This window comes from Epilithonimonas sp. 33E (genome assembly GCF_059372615.1).
The window spans coordinates 1,697,177-1,713,238 of the sequence record NZ_CM182009.1; the positions used below are offsets into that span (position 1 = coordinate 1,697,177).

Consider the following 16,062-nt stretch of genomic DNA (forward strand, 5'->3'; position numbering starts at 1 on the left):
AAATATTAAAACAATGAAAAAATATATAGTTTTGACAGTTGCCTGTGCTTTCCTTCTGGGAACAACTTCCTGCAACGATTTTCTGGATAACGATCCGAGAGGTGTGCTTTCCGAAGCCGATGTAGCAACGCCTCAAAGTGTGGATGGTTTAGTAATTGCCGCTTATGCAGCACTTGGAAACGACCATTACGACACGCCTTTCAGCCTTTGGCCGTACGGAAATGTACGTTCTGATGATGCTTACAAAGGCGGAAGCGGAACCAGTGACATTCAGGCATTTCACTTTTTTGAAATTTCCAATAATATCCGTTCGAATTTTGGTGAATTGGACCGTTTATGGTATTTGCATTATGTTGGAATCGGACGATGCAACAAAGCAATTGGTGCGCTTAATCAGCTTTCTGAAGCGGAATATCCGGATAAGAAGAAACGTATTGCCGAGATGAAATTCGTGAGAGGGCATTTTTATTTTATGTTGAAAATCCTCTTCAAATATGTGCCTTACGTGGATGAAAATACACCGATTGATGATTACCCGAAAATCTCCAACCGTGCGAAAACCGACCAGCAACTGTGGGATGCTATTGCTTCCAATTTTGAAGATGCTGCCGCCGATTTGCCGTCAACGCAATCCGAAGTCGGAAGACCAAAGAAAAGTGCAGCTTACGCTTATCTTGCCAAAGTAAGATTGTATCAGGCCTATGAGCAGGACGACAATTATACGGTGACCCAAATTAATCCGGTAACCCTTCAAAAATCTATTGATGCTGCTAATCAGGTGATCGGAAACTATACTCTGGAATCAGATTTCGGGTACAATTTTCTCCCGGGAACGCATGAGAATGGTCCGGAATCGGTTTTCTCCATTCAATATTCCGATAATGACGGAACGCTTTTCGGAAGACTGAATTATGGTGATGTGCTTTCTCTGCCGCAAGGTTTAGGATGCTGCGATTTCCACAAACCAAGCCAGAATCTGGTGAATGCTTTCAAGACAACGCCACAAGGTCTGCCAATGTTTGATACGTATAATGATACGGATCTGAATTACAATCAGCTCAATAATTACAAAGTAGATCCAAGACTTTACCACACGGTTGCTTTGCCGGGATTGCCTTGGAAATACGAGGAAAACAAAATCTATCAGGAAAGCTGGAACAGAAGCCCGGGAACTTATGGTTATTATGCTTCGTTAAAGGAAAATGTACCCGTAGGATGTGGTTGCACGGTGAATGTAGACCCGTTTTACGCCAATTCCAAAAACAGGATCATTATCCGTTATTCCGATGTGTTGCTGATGAAGGCAGAAGCTTTAATAGAACTTGGACAAATCAATGAAGCGTTGCCGTTAATCAATCAGGTGAGACAGCGTGCAGCGAACAGTACGGTTTTGACCGGAAGTTACACTTCAAACAACCTTATCAGTAAATATGAACCGGGCGTGAACTGTACGTGGAATCAGGATTTTGCAAGAAAAGCCCTGAGATGGGAGCGTAGAATGGAATTTGCAATGGAAGGTAGCCGTTTCTTCGACCTTGTGAGATGGGGAACCGCGGCAGGTACGATGAATACCTATTATTCCGGAGAAAAAACGAAAAGATCTTACTACTCTCAGGCAGGATTTGACCACGGAATTGAAGAATACTGCCCGATTCCATTGGCTCAGATCAATTTCAGCCAGGGATTGTACAAGCAAAATAACGGTTACTAAAAAACTAAAGGTTTATGAAAACAATATTTAATAAATTTCAGATATTCATTTTATTGCTGGTTTCCGCAATATTGGTCTGGTCCTGCGACAACAATATGGAAGACAGTCTGGTAACAGATGTTTCGGTAAATGTTTCTTCCTTTAAAGTAAACGGCGTTTCTGGAGACATTGATAATAAAAATGATAAAATCACGGTAACGCTGCCTTACGGAACGAGCGTGAAAGCTTTATCGCCAATAATAGAAATTCCGCAAGGTGCAGTGATTTCCCCGGCTTCGGGAACTGTAATTGATTTTTCGCAGCCTGTCAAATTCAGAATGAAGAATGGTAATATTTATAAAGATTATCAGGTGACGGTTCAGGCTCAGGTTCCGATTATCAGTTTTAAAATTAATGGATTATCGGCAACCATCAACCATTCCAGCAAAACGATTTCACTCACAATGCCGGAAGGAACTAATCTTACTGCATTGCAGCCTGTGATTGAAATAGCAAGCAGTGTGAACATTAATCCTGCATCAGGAACTACGATTAATTTTAGCAGCCCTGTACAGTTTACCGTTTCCAATGCGAATCTGACGGAAATCTACACGGCAAAAGTAACCACTCCGGTTTCTGGACCAACAGTGGCATTCCTCGGAACGGCAGCAACCAGAACAGGTCTTACCAATCCTGATGAAATTGCAGCTTCTGACTGGCTTTTCGGAAAGTTTTCCGGAGCGGTTTATGTTTCAATGGCAGATGTGGCGAGTGGTGCAGCTAACCTTACGGGCATCAATGTGATTTGGTGGCATTTTGACTCGGCTACCGCTTTGCCGGGTGATGCGCTAAATGCAAACGTCACCTCTAAAATCAAAACCTATCTGAATGCGGGCGGAAATATTCTTTTAACGGGATTTGCTGCTCAATATGTGGATGCTTTGGGAATTGTGCCTTCCGGAAAAGGTCCGAATAATGTTTTCGGGGATTTCTTACCGAACGGGTTTGTAGATGCAAACAACGATTGGGGGATTTCCTTCAAAGGTAACGAAGCGCATCCTGTTTTTGATGGACTCCTGACCTACGAATCCGGGAAATCCAATTTCCTTCAGAAAGGAACATTTAGATTGAATCACACCGCGTGGTGGTTCTTGCCGGATTGGGGCGGTTATGTGAACGGAGCCGGATGGAGAACACAGACAGGAGGAAATAATCTGGCCAGCGAAGCTTGGGATAACACTCTGGACGGACGTGTTGCGGTGGCAGAATTTCCGGGAGGAACTGCCAATAAAAAGTGTATCACTATCTCAATGGGTGCCTACGACTGGTACAACGAAACTGCGAACGGAACGCCAAGCCAGCCGAACGGATTTTTGGATAACATCAAAAAAATCACGGAGAACAGCCTTAATTATCTTGTAACGCATTAATATCAGAATCAATGACAATCAGAAAAATATATTTAGCCGCTGTGATGGCTTTAGCAACTTATTCCTGCCAGAATCAGGATTCGGTGGCTGATGTGAATCCGGAAGATATTTTCAGACAGACGAACATCTTTCCACAACCGCCTAATCAATGGATGGGAACCACTAATCCTTATTACACTGCAGGTTATGTTGGTGATGTAATGCCGTATTACGAAAACGGAAAATTTCATCTTTTCTTCCTGCACGATGCTAAAACTAAACCTGCAGGTGAAGGATTTCACGATATTCACAGCTTTGAGACGACCGATTTCAAGGATTTTACTTATCAAGGGAGACAAATTCCTTACGGAACAGCTTCTGAACCGGATTTTGGTGTTGGAACAGGAAGTCTGGTGAAAGTCGGAAATACATATTATTACTATTACACAGGGCACAATGCAATTGCTTCGTTTTTAGCGGGTAATCCGAGGGAAAGTGTGCTTTTGGCAACAAGTACCGATATGAAAAACTGGACGAAAGTGAAAAATTTTAAAATCACTGCTCCGGCTGGCTATTATGATTATGAATTCCGCGATCCGCACGTTTTCTTCAATGCTGAGGATGGAAAATACTGGATGTTGGTTTCTGCACAGACTTCAGCTAAAAAAGCAGTTGTTCTTAAATTTACTACAACCAATCCAGCAAACGGAAACTGGACGGTTGAAAACCCGATTTACACGACAACTTCGTCAGAAAATTACATTATGCTGGAATGTCCCGACCTTTTCAAAATGGGCAATTACTGGTATCTTGTTTTCTCTGAAAACTGGAGTAACAACAGTGGAACGCATTACAGAATCGGAACTTCGCCAAACGGACCTTGGGCTACACCTGCAAATGACCGGTTGGACGGCTCTTATCTCTACGCTGCAAAAACCGTTTCGGACAATGCCAATCGTTATCTGGTAGGCTGGACTGCCAGAAAAGTCCCTGAAAGCAACACCGGTGGAAAAGACTGGGCGGGAAATCTCGTAGCACATCAATTAGTTCAGAATCCGGATGGAACGTTGGCGGTGAAACCTGTTTCTACCTTACAATCTGTATATGGACAAAATGCTCCGCTTTCCGTAGATAAGATTACAGGTAATGCTTCTCAGAACGGGAATAGTTTTAATCTTTCTGCGAATTCTCAGGTAACGTTCGGTAAACTCCAGAAGGCCAATCAGATCAGCTTTACGTTGAACGCTTCTGCTAACGGGAAATCAGGATTGATTCTGGCGCAGGATAATGACGGGAAAAATGGTTTTAAAATTTCATTCGAACCTTCTTCCAACATAATGGCGAGTTATGTAATGAACGGCGGAAGTGAGGATTTTGCCAATGCTTATCCTTTGTCCGGAATTTCAGGAACCAGTTATAACGTAACGGTTTTCATCAGCAATGATGTCTGTGTGGTCTATGTGAATGATAAACTGGCGTTCAGCAATCGTGTGTATGATGTTGTTAACAAAAAATGGAGTATTTTTGGTACTGCAGACAGTTCATTCAGTAATATTAATGTCAAAAATCCTTAATTAATGTTCCTTAATAAAAAAATAAATGCAGTCAGTTTCGGAGAAGTGCTCTTCGATGTGTTTGGAGAAGAAAAAAAAATCGGCGGTGCTCCGCTCAATCTGGCACTGAGAACGGCGTCTTTCGGATTTCCGGTGGCGATGATAAGTGCTGTTGGAAATGATGAGGATGGAAAAATAATTTGTGACTATGTCAGGGAAAACCAGCTTGATACCAGTGGAATCATGACAACCCGAGATTATGATACGGGTATTGTTCAGGTAACATTGAACGAGCGTGGTTCTGCAACTTATGAAATCAAATTTCCGTCTGCCTGGGATTTTATTGAAACCAATAATGATAATTTGAATATCGTTAAAAATGCTGATGTCTTTTTTTACGGAAGCCTTGTCTGCAGGAATGATGCTTCAAGAAACACGCTTTTCAGGCTACTGGATTCCAACCATGGAATGTTCAAGGTTTTTGATGTTAATCTGAGAAAACCTTTCTACCACATTGGGCTTCTGGAAGAATTGATGAATAAAGCCGATTTCATTAAATTTAATGATGAAGAAATCCTGGAAATTGCCGCTGAGCTGGGTTTTAAATCAGATGATCTTGAAGAAAATATCCGTTTCATTTCTGAAAAAACAAATACAGATTCTATTTGTGTCACGTTGGGAAAACACGGCTCAATATTACTCTGGAACAACAAGTTTTATAGGCACGGTGGCTATCCAGTAAAAGTGGCGGACACTGTCGGTGCGGGCGATTCTTTCCTTGCAAGTTTGATTGCGAAATTACTATCAGATAAAAATCCCGAAACGGCACTGGATTTTGCAAGTGCGATCGGTGCTTTGGTAGCGAGTTATTCTGGAGCTAATCCGAAACTTCGGAATGAAGAGATTGAAGAGTTTATAAAGGAAAGGGTTTGAGATAATTTTTAAAGAATTCAAAATGACAATAAAAATGGCACCAACTAAAGACAGTTGGTGTTATTTGCTATTTGTGAACTTTACAGAATTATCCTAAAATTATTTCTTGCTGACATTGATCGAATTTTGATGTACTTAATGAATAATTTATTTAGTAATAATTTTTTGCTAATCAAATAACAATATTTTTGCATTAAATTTCCCCAGAAGATTTTTCGATGCTTGTTCATGATGGGAATACTAATAAAAATTTATTGGCAATTCAAAGTTAAATTCATCCTACATTACATAATCGGCATTTGAACTTACTATGGGATCCGGGATTTCTTTTTTATCAAGCATTTCAAGAAGGGTAATTTCGACAGTTCTGGTCATCTGATCCAGTGGAATTCCCATGACATTGTCTTTTTCAAATGGGTTCACAAGCTTCTGTCCTATAGCCTGAATGGTAAAAAAAACATATCCGAGCAGGCTTCCAAATAAGATAGACCATATTCCGATAGAATTGCCCATTGCCATCGTTACGCAATAGATAAAGATCCAGATGAAGTTTTTTGCATAAAAATAATAGGTTGTCGGGAAAACGGTGTTCCTGATTCTTTCAGCCTTTCCCATATCCTCACCAAATGCAGTAAGTGCATGATTGATCTCGAGAAACCTGAAACCATCTAAAATTTTATTCCTGTATAATGCGTTAAGATCATAGGATTGTAGCAATAGTAACGCATTGGGCTGATTAGAATGCTTAGCTATAATCTCTGTTTCTTTTGCTGAAAGATAGCTAAGGTGATTTTCATGAGCGGTATTTCTCAGGTTATTTTTAAGTATATATAAAAAAGCAATGTGCCTTGTTATTAATTTTTCCGTTATAATTGATGAGTTTTCCTTTTCTTCACCATCTTTATTATTTGTGGTATAGCTGATCAATTCCCGGGCAAAAGTTCTGGAGTTGTTGATAAGAGAGCCCCAAATCTTACGGGCTTCCCACCATCTGTCATATGCCTGATTATTGTTAAATCCAATAAAAAAGGCAAGCGCAGTGCCTAATACGGTAGGAATAAAAACAGGAAATGAAAATAAACTCTTTACAAAAAGCTCATTGATGATATAAGCGATGGAACACGCTGCGATAGAAAATACAAAATTTTTCCATGTTCCGCTAAGGATACGGTTTAAACGTACATTTTCGGTGATAAGCATAGTTAGCTATTTTAATATGATGTATTAAACAGTATTAAATTCGTTTAAGAAAAGTTACAGAGGAATTTATTTATCCGCCTATACTGTTTCTGTATTGTGAAGGAGATAAATTAAGCTGTTTTCTAAAAAAGGTGCTAAAATGTGCAGGGCCTTCAAAACCCAGTGTATAAGCAATTTCGGAAATAGCCCAGGAACTGTGTTTAAGCATTATTTTGGCCTCTTTTAATAGTCGCTCGGCGATGAGCTCAGAAGTAGTTTTCTGAGTAATCTCTTTCACGGATTTGTTGAGGTGATTCACATGAACTGCCATTTGCGAAGCAAATTCGGAAGCACTTCGAAGAGTTAATCAGTCAATTGTATTTTTTATCGGAAACTGGCTTTCCAGAAGATCCATAAATAAAGCAGTAATTCTTCCCGGAGCATTGTTTTTTTCTGTGATCACATTTGTTGTAGGCCTCATTTTCAAAGCGCTGTGTATCAATTGAAAAATTAAATTGCAGATGACATCATTTTTATATTCAAAATCTGACTTCTTTTCCTTTTCGATCTGTCTGAATATATTGGTAAGCGTAATGAATTCGGCTTCGTTGAGTTCATAAACAGGATATCCTCCGGGTTGAAAAAATGGATATTTTTTTAAGTTGCCCTGTCCTTCAAAAAAAGATTCCGTGAAAATGCTGCTGTAGCCCTTTTGTTTTTTATCCAGAGGCTCCCAATTATAAGGAATTAACGGATGAGCAAAAAGGAGTCCGTGCTCTTGAATTTCAAAGCTCTTATCCGCATAATGGATATTGCTTTTGCCGGATACTACGCATATCTTAAAATAGTCTTTACGGCCGTATGCAATTGTTTTGGGATCGTCCTCACGGAGAGTTTCAATTTTAAATACATTGAAATGCCCCTCTTCTCCATTTAAATCAGAAGTTTTAATAAAAGGACGCTGCGCATAATATTCCTCTACGGTTTCGTGTTTCATCATTTTATGAAGTCTAAAAAATCGGCTTAAGATAAAATGTATGTGAGCAAATTTACGTAATATATTCATTTCAATGTCTTTGAAGGTGAATTCTAACAGCTGAAATCATCAGGATAAATTTCTGCTGTTAGAATTGATGTGTTAATGTCAGATTATTCCTTAACAAAACTGCTTAAAGGAGCATCAATAGCTTCCAGCGCAACCATAGGATTCCAGAAGTCTACATATCGTATAATTTTCCCTTCTTCATCCGTAGTGACAACGGAAATGTATTTCTGAATGTAGGGTTTCCCGGTGGAAACAGCATGGCCGTCACTTGTAAATTCAGCAATAACGAATGTAGGTTCTTCTGTCGCATGGAAATGTAAATTATCAAATTTAACTTCAAAATGGTCAGGAAAATTCTTCATATATTCATACAATTCCTTTTTACCGCTTACTGACGTAGGAAAATCTTTAGGCCCATACGGAAATTCAAGTATTCCGTCTTCTTTAAACAGGTCAACCCATTCTTCTATTCTTCCGGAAGACAAAAATTCCAAATGGTTTTTAAAAGTTTGCTGTGCTGCGTTTCTGATTTGTTCTTTAGTATTCATAATCTTGATTTTTGTGTGTTATTGTTTATTAATGCTTAACCCTGATCAGTAGTTAAATTTCTTATTGCAAAGTTAGGCGGCTGCGAATCGTATTGTTTTTAAAAATCAATCATTATATCGATATATTTAAAAATATGTCCTTTTTCTGCTTTTTTATATAAAAAACGAAAGAGATTTTTTAATTGCTTAACTATACAATTGAATAATATTTTTTTACTCAATTATTACTGTTTAAATTATTTTTATAATGAAACGCTATTGTTCAGACAGAAGCGCGTCAAAGAAGATTAGTATATTTGTATGATACAGCTTTATACTAACATCAATTGTATTTATCTAAAAGATAATGAAGAACAATTTTTTTAAAAAAAAAGCCTGCTAAATTGTGTTACGAACACATTGGCGGAAAACTTGGTAGCCTATTGCTTGAACAATTTATTGCAAAAGGATGGCTTGCTAAGGAAAAACCTGAGGATAAGCATTTTTATATTACCGAGATTGGAGAAAAGGAATTTACCAAACTAGGTATTGATTTATCAAAAATTAATTAGTTCAGATTCAGTATTCATCAGTGGTTCTTAAACAATGATTCTAAATAACAAACAAAAGTTTTCTTCCTTTTTATTTTAAATATTCCTATCCTTACTTTTACTGGTTTTATATTTTATTTTTTTGATCATAAAATTCCCTTATTGACAATTTTATGATTGCTTGCATATAAAAAATGGAAAAAAAAATGTTAAATTTTAGTGTTTTTTTTATTTAAAAGTGTGTTTTTTACACTTTTTATTTATTTTTTTTCAGGCTTTTTTTCATGATTCTTATCATAAAATTTTCTTAAAAAATCATCAATAAAATTTCGTTGGAAAATTTTACTAATTGTTTGTTAATTCAAATTTTACAAATTAGCTAAGTGTTTTTTTTATGATAAGCTTATCATAAAAATTATACATATGATATCATAAAAAATAGATATGTAAAGTATTGATAAGCAGTAGATAATGTGTAATTTATTTTTTTTATTCAGTTGAATTTTTATATTTGTAATGTTACATAAATGTTAACAAGACAATGAGTCCAAATTTTATCCATACTTATGTATCTGTAGATTGTGTTGTTTTCGGCTTCGATTATGAGAACCGATTGAACATTTTATTGGTTCAGCGTCATGTAGATGATATTCCTGTGGAGCGACAAAGGAAGTTACCAGGAAGTTTGATATTTAGCGATGAAGATGTGGATGATGCTGCGGAACGTGTACTTCATGAATTGACAGGAATTAAAAAAATGGTTCTGAAACAGTTCAAATGTTTTGCAGACCCGGAAAGAGCCAATAATATGAATGATATCAAATGGATGGGAAAGGAGTATAAGCAGGATATTGACAGGATCATTACCGTAGCCTATCTCTCATTATGCAAGATTGATCACAAGATCAACAGCTCAAAATATGATACTGTAGACTGGTTTCCTTTTGATGAAATTCCGGCTCTGCCTTTTGACCATAATAAAATCATCAATGAGTCTTTGGTAGAGGTAAGAAGATGGATCGAAATGGATTTCTCCATTATATTCGAATTGTTGCCAAAAAAATTTACAATCAGACAATTATATCAGCTATATAGTGCACTTAGTGAAAAAAAGATTGACATCAAGAATTTTCATAAAAGAATTTCTTCATTCAACTACATTATTCCGCTGGATGAGATAGAGACCAATGTCTCACATCGTGCAGCAAGATATTATAAGTTTGATGCCAAGGTTTATAAGAAAAATAATACCAAGCTCATAAAATAAAAACGTTTAAAGAAATTATGTACTTATTAGGTTATGATATAGGCAGTTCTTCTGTAAAAGTTTGTCTCATAGAGGCATCCAGCGGAAAAGTTGTGGCATCAGAATTTTCTCCGAAGAAAGAGATGAAAATCACAGCAATCCATCCTGGCTGGGCAGAACAGAATCCTGTCGATTGGTGGACAAACCTGAAACTGGCACATGAAGCCGTAATGCACGAATCCGGAGTACATGCAGAAGACATCAAGGGAATTGGTATTACCTGGCAGATGCACGGATTAATAATGGTTGACAAGGATCAAAATCTCCTTAGACCGTCCATAATATGGTGCGATAGCCGTGCAGTGCCTTATGGTGAAAAGGCTTTCAAAGAAATAGGAGAAGAAAGATGTCTGTCGCATCTGCTTAATTCACCAGGTAATTTTACCGCTTCAAAATTGGCTTGGGTAAAAGACAATGAACCTGAATTATTTGCTAAAATAGATAAAATAATGCTTCCCGGAGATTACATTGCGATGAGACTTTCCGGAGAAATCGGGATGACGATTGAAGGTTTATCCGAAGGGATTTTCTGGGACTTTAAAAACAATTGCATATCTGAAGATGTGATTAATTATTATGGTATTCCGAAAAGTTTTTTCCCGGATATTGTACCAACTTTCGGGATTCAGGCAACAGTTTCTGCAGCTGCAGCACAGGAATTGGGACTGAAGGTAGGAACGCCAATATCATACAGAGCCGGTGACCAGCCAAACAATGCCTTGTCTCTTAATGTTTTCAATCCGGGAGAGATTGCGTCTACAGCAGGAACTTCGGGAGTGGTTTATGGAGTTCTGGATAAGCTGGATTATGATAAATTTTCCAGAGTCAACACTTTTGCCCATGTGAACTATACCGAAGAATTGACAAGATTAGGAGTCTTGCTATGCATCAATGGAACGGGAATTCTGAACTCTTGGCTAAAGCACAACTTTGCAACATCGCTCGCGTCTTATGGTGATATGAATGATATGGCATCGCTCTCACCGATTGGGTCAAAAGGGCTGAGCATTATTCCTTTCGGAAATGGTGCAGAGCGGGTTTTGGAGAATAAGGACACAAGTTGCTCTATCCACGGTATCAACTTTAACATCCATTCGAAAGGTGATATTTTGCGCGCAGCACAGGAAGGAATCGTATTTTCCTATGAATATGGAATGGATATTATGAGGAATATCGGGATGGATATCAATGTAATCCGTGCAGGAAATGCCAATATGTTCCTAAGCTCGATTTTCCGCCAGACACTTTCCAGTGTGAGCAATGCTATGATTGAACTTTATGATACGGACGGTGCTGTAGGAGCTGCAAGAGCCGCAGGCATGGGGATTGGATTTTACTCGGATTCTTCCGAGGCTTTTTCTTCACTGGAAAAAATTGCTGTCATAGAACCGGAACACGAGAAGCGAGAACAATATTTAGAAGCCTATACAAGATGGAAGAATCATCTTAACGAAATAATTTAATTCCCACAAAAAAGAAAATTTATCAATTAACTTATTGATGTTAAAAAATCAATGAGGAAGGGAGATTTTATGTCAAAATCGAGAATAATTAAAAAATAAATATAAAAAGAATGAACACTTTAACAGGTACAAAAGAGTTTTTTACAGGTATCGACAAAATCAAATTCGAAGGAAAAGAAAGCAGAAATCCATTGGCATTCCGCTATTATGATGCAGACAGAGTAGTGATGGGAAAACCTATGAAAGACTGGACACGTTTTGCAATGGCTTGGTGGCATACGCTATGTGCAAATGGTAGCGATCCATTCGGGGGACCAACGATCCATCATCCTTGGGATATAGGAACTGATGCTGTGAGCAGGGCAATGCACAAGATGGATGCAGGTTTCGAATTCATGCAGAAAATGGGTTTCAATTTTTATTGCTTCCACGACATTGATCTAGTAGATCCTGCTGACAACTGGAGAGATTATGAAAAAAATCTTCAGACCGTTGTAGATTATGCCAAGCAAAAACAGCAGGAAACCGGAATCAAATTACTTTGGGGAACTGCTAACGTTTTCACTCACGAGAGATACATGAATGGCGCATCAACTAATCCAAACTTTGATGTGGTAGCTTGCGCAGGTACTCAGGTTAAGAATTCTATCGATGCAACAATTGCGCTTGGTGGAGAAAATTATGTTTTCTGGGGTGGAAGAGAAGGCTATATGAGTCTTCTGAATACCGATATGAAACGTGAAAAAGACCATCTTGCACAATTCCTTACGATGTCCAGAGACTATGCAAGAAAACAAGGATTCACAGGAACGTTCCTGATTGAGCCGAAACCAATGGAACCGACAAAACATCAGTATGACTATGATGCTGAAACGGTAATTGGATTTTTGAGACATTACGGTCTTGACAAAGATTTCAAACTGAATCTTGAAGTCAATCACGCTACTTTGGCCGGACATACTTTCGAGCACGAACTTCAGGCAGCTGTAGATGCAGGAATGTTGGGAAGTATTGATGCCAACAGAGGCGATTATCAGAATGGTTGGGATACAGATCAGTTTCCGGTGGACTACTATGAGATGATCCAGGCTTGGCTTGTACTTCTTCCGGCTGGCGGTTTGGGAACAGGAGGTGTTAACTTCGATGCGAAGATCCGTCGTAACTCTACGGATGCGGAAGACCTTTTCATCGCACACGTTTCGGGGATGGACGCTTTTGCAAAAGGATTATTGGTAGCTGCGGATATTCTTGAAAATTCTGATTACAATAAACTGAGAAACGAGAGATATTCATCATTTGACAATGGTAATGGGAAAGCATTTGAAGAAGGGAAACTAACATTAGAAGACCTTCAGAAGATTGCACACGAGTCAGGAGAACCAATGCCGAAAAGCGGTAAACAGGAACTTTTCGAAGCTATTGTGAATATGTATATCTAAAAAATAAATAAGAGAGTTACGCCAATCTCAATACCGGGAACCGACAACTTTCTTATCAAAACTAACTTTAAAAATAATAATTATGAATCTATTTCATTTAAGTAAAACCAATAGAGCAGCATTGTTTTTTGCAATGACTCTATTACCAACAGGTCTTGTCTATTCGCAGAGCAAACGGGACACTGTACAAAAGGAGAAGCAGATTGAGGAGGTTGTTGTTATTGGATATGGAACTCAGAGAAAGGAAGCGGTGACAGGTTCTGTTGCTACGGTGAAGGGAGATGCGTTGAGAGAAATCCCTTCATCTAACATTACTCAGGCATTGCAAGGGAGAACAGCAGGGGTAGACATTACCCAAACTTCAACGAAGCCAGGTGCACCAATGCAAATTCGTATCAGAGGAGTCAGGTCTTTGTCTGGAGATAATGATCCTCTCATTGTCTTGGACGGTATTCCTTTTGTAGGTTCATTAGGTGATATCAGTTCGAGTGATATTAAAAGTATCGACATCTTAAAAGATGCCTCTGCTACAGCCATCTATGGTTCCAGAGGAGCAAATGGGGTAATACTAGTAACTACAAATAGAGGAACAAAAGGACAAAAACCAAGATTTAGTTATAATTCTTTTACCGGTGTTCAAACCTTGTTTTCAAAATATCCGATGATGGATGGTCCCAAGTATGCCAAACTAAGAACAGATGCGGGTAATCTTTATGGATTAGGAACTGATGAAACTCTGGATACCAACACTGACTGGCAAAAGTTATACTACAGACCTGCTATGATGACTAGCCAAGATGTTGGTGTTTCTGGAGGAACTGACGGAGGTAATTATAATGTGGGATTGTCATACTTCAAACAAAATGCTCTAGTTCCTATCCAAAACTACGAAAGATTCTCATTGAGAATAAGCCTTGACCAACAAGTCGGTAAAAACTTTAAATTCGGTTTTACTACTAATACCAACTATACAGTTTCAGAAGGTAATGGTATTGCAGCGGCTCCTACTTTAGGTAATTCACCTTTAGCTAATCCATTCAACCCAGATGGCAGTGTTAAAAGAACAATTAGTACGGCTTCCAACGTTGATCAAGGCTGGGTATATATCAGACAAACTGTCCAAAATTTAGGTGATAAGTATGTGGATGAGAGCAAAGATTTTGCATCATACAACAATATTTATGGTGAAGTGAATTTGCCTTTGTCAGGACTAAAATACAGGTTGAATATTGGATTAGATTACCGTACTTCCAATAGTGGAAATTATACGGGGGTAGGTGTTTTTAATGTTAATGCCTTAGCACCTTCTGGGGCAGGAAAAGGTAACAATCAAACCTACCACTGGGTTCTGGAAAATCTATTGACTTATGACAAAACTTTTGGAAAGCATAAGGTTAATGCTGTAGCATTATATTCGGCCGAACAAAACAGATTCATAAGCTCTTATATGAGTGCGAGAAATGTGCCAGGTGACTTTTTTCAATACTACAACCTGGGTCAGTCACCACAGGCAGATATCTCTGTAAGACCAGAAGATCAGGTTTACAGACAATGGGGGTTAATGTCATATATGGGAAGGGCCATGTATACTTTTGACAATAAATATATGCTGACAGCGACATTGCGTGGTGATGGCTCCTCCAGATTAGCACCTGGAAATAAATGGCATACTTACCCAGCATTATCACTAGGATGGAATGTTGCTAATGAATCGTTTATGCAAAAATTTAGTTTTATCAATCTATTCAAATTAAGAGCTGGATGGGGACAGACCTCTAATCAAGCCGTAGCGCCATATTCAACGTTAGGTCAATTGACGGTTGTACCTTACAACTTTGGAACCGCAAATGGTACAGGGGTATATGTTAGTCTTGCTCCTAATGCAAATTTAGGTTGGGAATATTCAAAAACTCAAAATTACGGTGTAGATTTCGCCTTCTTAAATAATAGATTAACTGGTACTGTAGAATATTATAGAACTAAAACAGAAGGTTTGTTACAATCTGTAGCATTACCACCTTCAGGTGGTCTACCAACACAAACAGCCAATGTTGGATCTACAGAGAACAAAGGATGGGAATTTTCATTGAATGGTAGTATTTTTAATAATCCAGACGGTTTTTCATGGGATGCTGGTGTCAATTTCTATACCAACAAAAATCAGATTTTATCTTTAGCATCAGGAAGAGATAGAGATGAGGGAAATCTTTGGTTTGTAGGACATAATATTAATGCGCTATTTGATTATCAAAACATTGGACTTTGGCAGCAGGGAGATCCTTATCTTAATATTCTTGAACCACAAGCAGGAGCTGCTGTAGGTATGATTAAGGTGTTGTATACAGGCGGTTATAATGCTGATGGTACGCCAATGAGAGCAATCGGACCAGCTGATAGACAAATTATTGATACTGCACCGGATTGGCAAGGAGGTTTCAATATGCGTTTCGCGTATAAAAACTTCGAACTGAGTACAGTTGGTGCTTTCCAGCATGGTGGTGTCTTAGTCAGTACATTATATGGTTCAACAAGTTATCTTAATAGATTAACAGGTAGAGGAGGCAACGTTGATGTAGATTATTGGACACCGGAAAATCCTAACGTAAGATATCCTAAACCTGGGGGACTTCGTGAGGGTGATAACCCAAAATATTCATCCACATTAGCAATGTTTGATGGTTCTTATCTTAAATTAAGAACGATAACTTTAGGCTACAATGTTGATAAAGACTTTCTAAAAGATTTGAAACTTAATAGTCTGAGAATTTATTTTACAGTAACAAATCCTTTAGTTTTATTCTCTCCATACCATAAAGAATCAGGAATGGATCCTGAACCTAATTCATTAGGGGATCAAAACCAAGCTGTAAACTCTGGTTATAAACAAAGACAGTTGGTAATAGGTACAAATAATCCGTCAACTAGAAACTATCTAATGGGACTTAATTTAACATTTTAAAAAATAAG

The 16,062-nt window shown here is 38.2% G+C and carries 13 protein-coding genes; 9 read left to right on the top strand and 4 right to left on the bottom strand.

All coding sequences use genetic code 11. The features are described from left to right. The first annotated feature begins 13 nt into the window (after window positions 1-13). Genes AC5P2S_RS07885 through AC5P2S_RS07900 form a run of 4 tightly spaced genes read left to right on the top strand, consistent with a single transcriptional unit; the run spans window position 14 to window position 5,585 of the window. Window positions 14-1,711, top strand: coding sequence for a RagB/SusD family nutrient uptake outer membrane protein (locus AC5P2S_RS07885; protein WP_494556859.1), 1,698 nt, complete (start codon window positions 14-16; stop codon window positions 1,709-1,711). Between the two features lie 14 nt (window positions 1,712-1,725). After that, on the top strand, window positions 1,726-3,120 hold the full coding sequence (locus AC5P2S_RS07890; RefSeq protein WP_494556860.1) for a DUF4960 domain-containing protein: 1,395 nt from the start codon (window positions 1,726-1,728) through the stop codon (window positions 3,118-3,120). Between the two features lie 11 nt (window positions 3,121-3,131). Further along, window positions 3,132-4,673: a glycoside hydrolase domain-containing protein gene (locus tag AC5P2S_RS07895; protein ID WP_494556861.1), complete on the top strand. Its 1,542-nt coding sequence runs from the start codon at window positions 3,132-3,134 to the stop codon at window positions 4,671-4,673. A 3-nt stretch (window positions 4,674-4,676) separates the two neighbouring features. Then, window positions 4,677-5,585, top strand: coding sequence for a carbohydrate kinase family protein (locus AC5P2S_RS07900; protein ID WP_494556862.1), 909 nt, complete (start codon window positions 4,677-4,679; stop codon window positions 5,583-5,585). Window positions 5,586-5,864: 279 nt separating this feature from the next. Here the strand turns inward: AC5P2S_RS07900 and AC5P2S_RS07905 are convergent, their stop codons facing one another. The 4 genes from AC5P2S_RS07905 to AC5P2S_RS07920 form a co-directional block, all read right to left on the bottom strand. Continuing rightward, window positions 5,865-6,785, bottom strand: a complete 921-nt coding sequence (locus AC5P2S_RS07905) for a bestrophin family protein (RefSeq protein ID WP_494556863.1) — start codon at window positions 6,783-6,785, stop codon at window positions 5,865-5,867. Window positions 6,786-6,855: 70 nt separating this feature from the next. After that, window positions 6,856-7,095, bottom strand: coding sequence for a helix-turn-helix domain-containing protein (locus tag AC5P2S_RS07910; protein WP_494556864.1), 240 nt, complete (start codon window positions 7,093-7,095; stop codon window positions 6,856-6,858). Window positions 7,096-7,131: 36 nt separating this feature from the next. Then, window positions 7,132-7,764 (bottom strand): hypothetical protein, encoded by a 633-nt coding sequence (locus AC5P2S_RS07915; protein WP_494556865.1) that lies wholly within the window; start codon window positions 7,762-7,764, stop codon window positions 7,132-7,134. Window positions 7,765-7,913: 149 nt separating this feature from the next. Then, window positions 7,914-8,357, bottom strand: a complete 444-nt coding sequence (locus AC5P2S_RS07920) for a nuclear transport factor 2 family protein (protein ID WP_494556866.1) — start codon at window positions 8,355-8,357, stop codon at window positions 7,914-7,916. A gap of 383 nt (window positions 8,358-8,740) precedes the next feature. On the opposite strand from AC5P2S_RS07920, the gene AC5P2S_RS07925 reads away from it, so the two are divergent. The 5 genes from AC5P2S_RS07925 (at window position 8,741) to AC5P2S_RS07945 (ending at window position 16,054) form a co-directional block, all read left to right on the top strand. Then, on the top strand, window positions 8,741-8,908 hold the full coding sequence (locus AC5P2S_RS07925) for an ArsR family transcriptional regulator (RefSeq protein WP_494556867.1): 168 nt from the start codon (window positions 8,741-8,743) through the stop codon (window positions 8,906-8,908). 520 nt (window positions 8,909-9,428) lie between these two features. Further along, window positions 9,429-10,154: an NUDIX hydrolase gene (locus tag AC5P2S_RS07930; protein ID WP_283415162.1), complete on the top strand. Its 726-nt coding sequence runs from the start codon at window positions 9,429-9,431 to the stop codon at window positions 10,152-10,154. A 17-nt stretch (window positions 10,155-10,171) separates the two neighbouring features. Further along, a complete protein-coding gene (locus tag AC5P2S_RS07935; RefSeq protein WP_494556868.1) occupies window positions 10,172-11,656 on the top strand; it encodes a xylulokinase in 1,485 nt (494 codons plus the stop codon). A gap of 110 nt (window positions 11,657-11,766) precedes the next feature. Next, window positions 11,767-13,095 carry a xylose isomerase gene (gene xylA / locus AC5P2S_RS07940; protein WP_494556869.1) on the top strand — a complete coding sequence of 443 codons (1,329 nt, stop codon included), beginning with the start codon at window positions 11,767-11,769 and terminating at the stop codon, window positions 13,093-13,095. An 82-nt stretch (window positions 13,096-13,177) separates the two neighbouring features. Further along, window positions 13,178-16,054, top strand: coding sequence for a SusC/RagA family TonB-linked outer membrane protein (locus AC5P2S_RS07945; protein WP_494556870.1), 2,877 nt, complete (start codon window positions 13,178-13,180; stop codon window positions 16,052-16,054). The last annotated feature ends 8 nt before the right edge of the window (window positions 16,055-16,062 follow it).

Excerpts from the sequence above, each read along its gene's own strand:
- AC5P2S_RS07885 (WP_494556859.1), top strand. The coding sequence starts at position 14 with ATGAAAAAATATATAGTTTTGACAGTTGCCTGTGCTTTCCTTCTGGGA.
- AC5P2S_RS07890 (WP_494556860.1), top strand. The coding sequence starts at position 1,726 with ATGAAAACAATATTTAATAAATTTCAGATATTCATTTTATTGCTGGTT.
- AC5P2S_RS07895 (WP_494556861.1), top strand. The coding sequence starts at position 3,132 with ATGACAATCAGAAAAATATATTTAGCCGCTGTGATGGCTTTAGCAACT.
- AC5P2S_RS07900 (WP_494556862.1), top strand. The coding sequence starts at position 4,677 with ATGTTCCTTAATAAAAAAATAAATGCAGTCAGTTTCGGAGAAGTGCTC.
- AC5P2S_RS07905 (WP_494556863.1), bottom strand. The coding sequence starts at position 6,785 with ATGCTTATCACCGAAAATGTACGTTTAAACCGTATCCTTAGCGGAACA.
- AC5P2S_RS07910 (WP_494556864.1), bottom strand. The coding sequence starts at position 7,095 with ATGGCAGTTCATGTGAATCACCTCAACAAATCCGTGAAAGAGATTACT.
- AC5P2S_RS07915 (WP_494556865.1), bottom strand. The coding sequence starts at position 7,764 with ATGATGAAACACGAAACCGTAGAGGAATATTATGCGCAGCGTCCTTTT.
- AC5P2S_RS07920 (WP_494556866.1), bottom strand. The coding sequence starts at position 8,357 with ATGAATACTAAAGAACAAATCAGAAACGCAGCACAGCAAACTTTTAAA.
- AC5P2S_RS07930 (WP_283415162.1), top strand. The coding sequence starts at position 9,429 with ATGAGTCCAAATTTTATCCATACTTATGTATCTGTAGATTGTGTTGTT.
- AC5P2S_RS07935 (WP_494556868.1), top strand. The coding sequence starts at position 10,172 with ATGTACTTATTAGGTTATGATATAGGCAGTTCTTCTGTAAAAGTTTGT.
- xylA (WP_494556869.1), top strand. The coding sequence starts at position 11,767 with ATGAACACTTTAACAGGTACAAAAGAGTTTTTTACAGGTATCGACAAA.
- AC5P2S_RS07945 (WP_494556870.1), top strand. The coding sequence starts at position 13,178 with ATGAATCTATTTCATTTAAGTAAAACCAATAGAGCAGCATTGTTTTTT.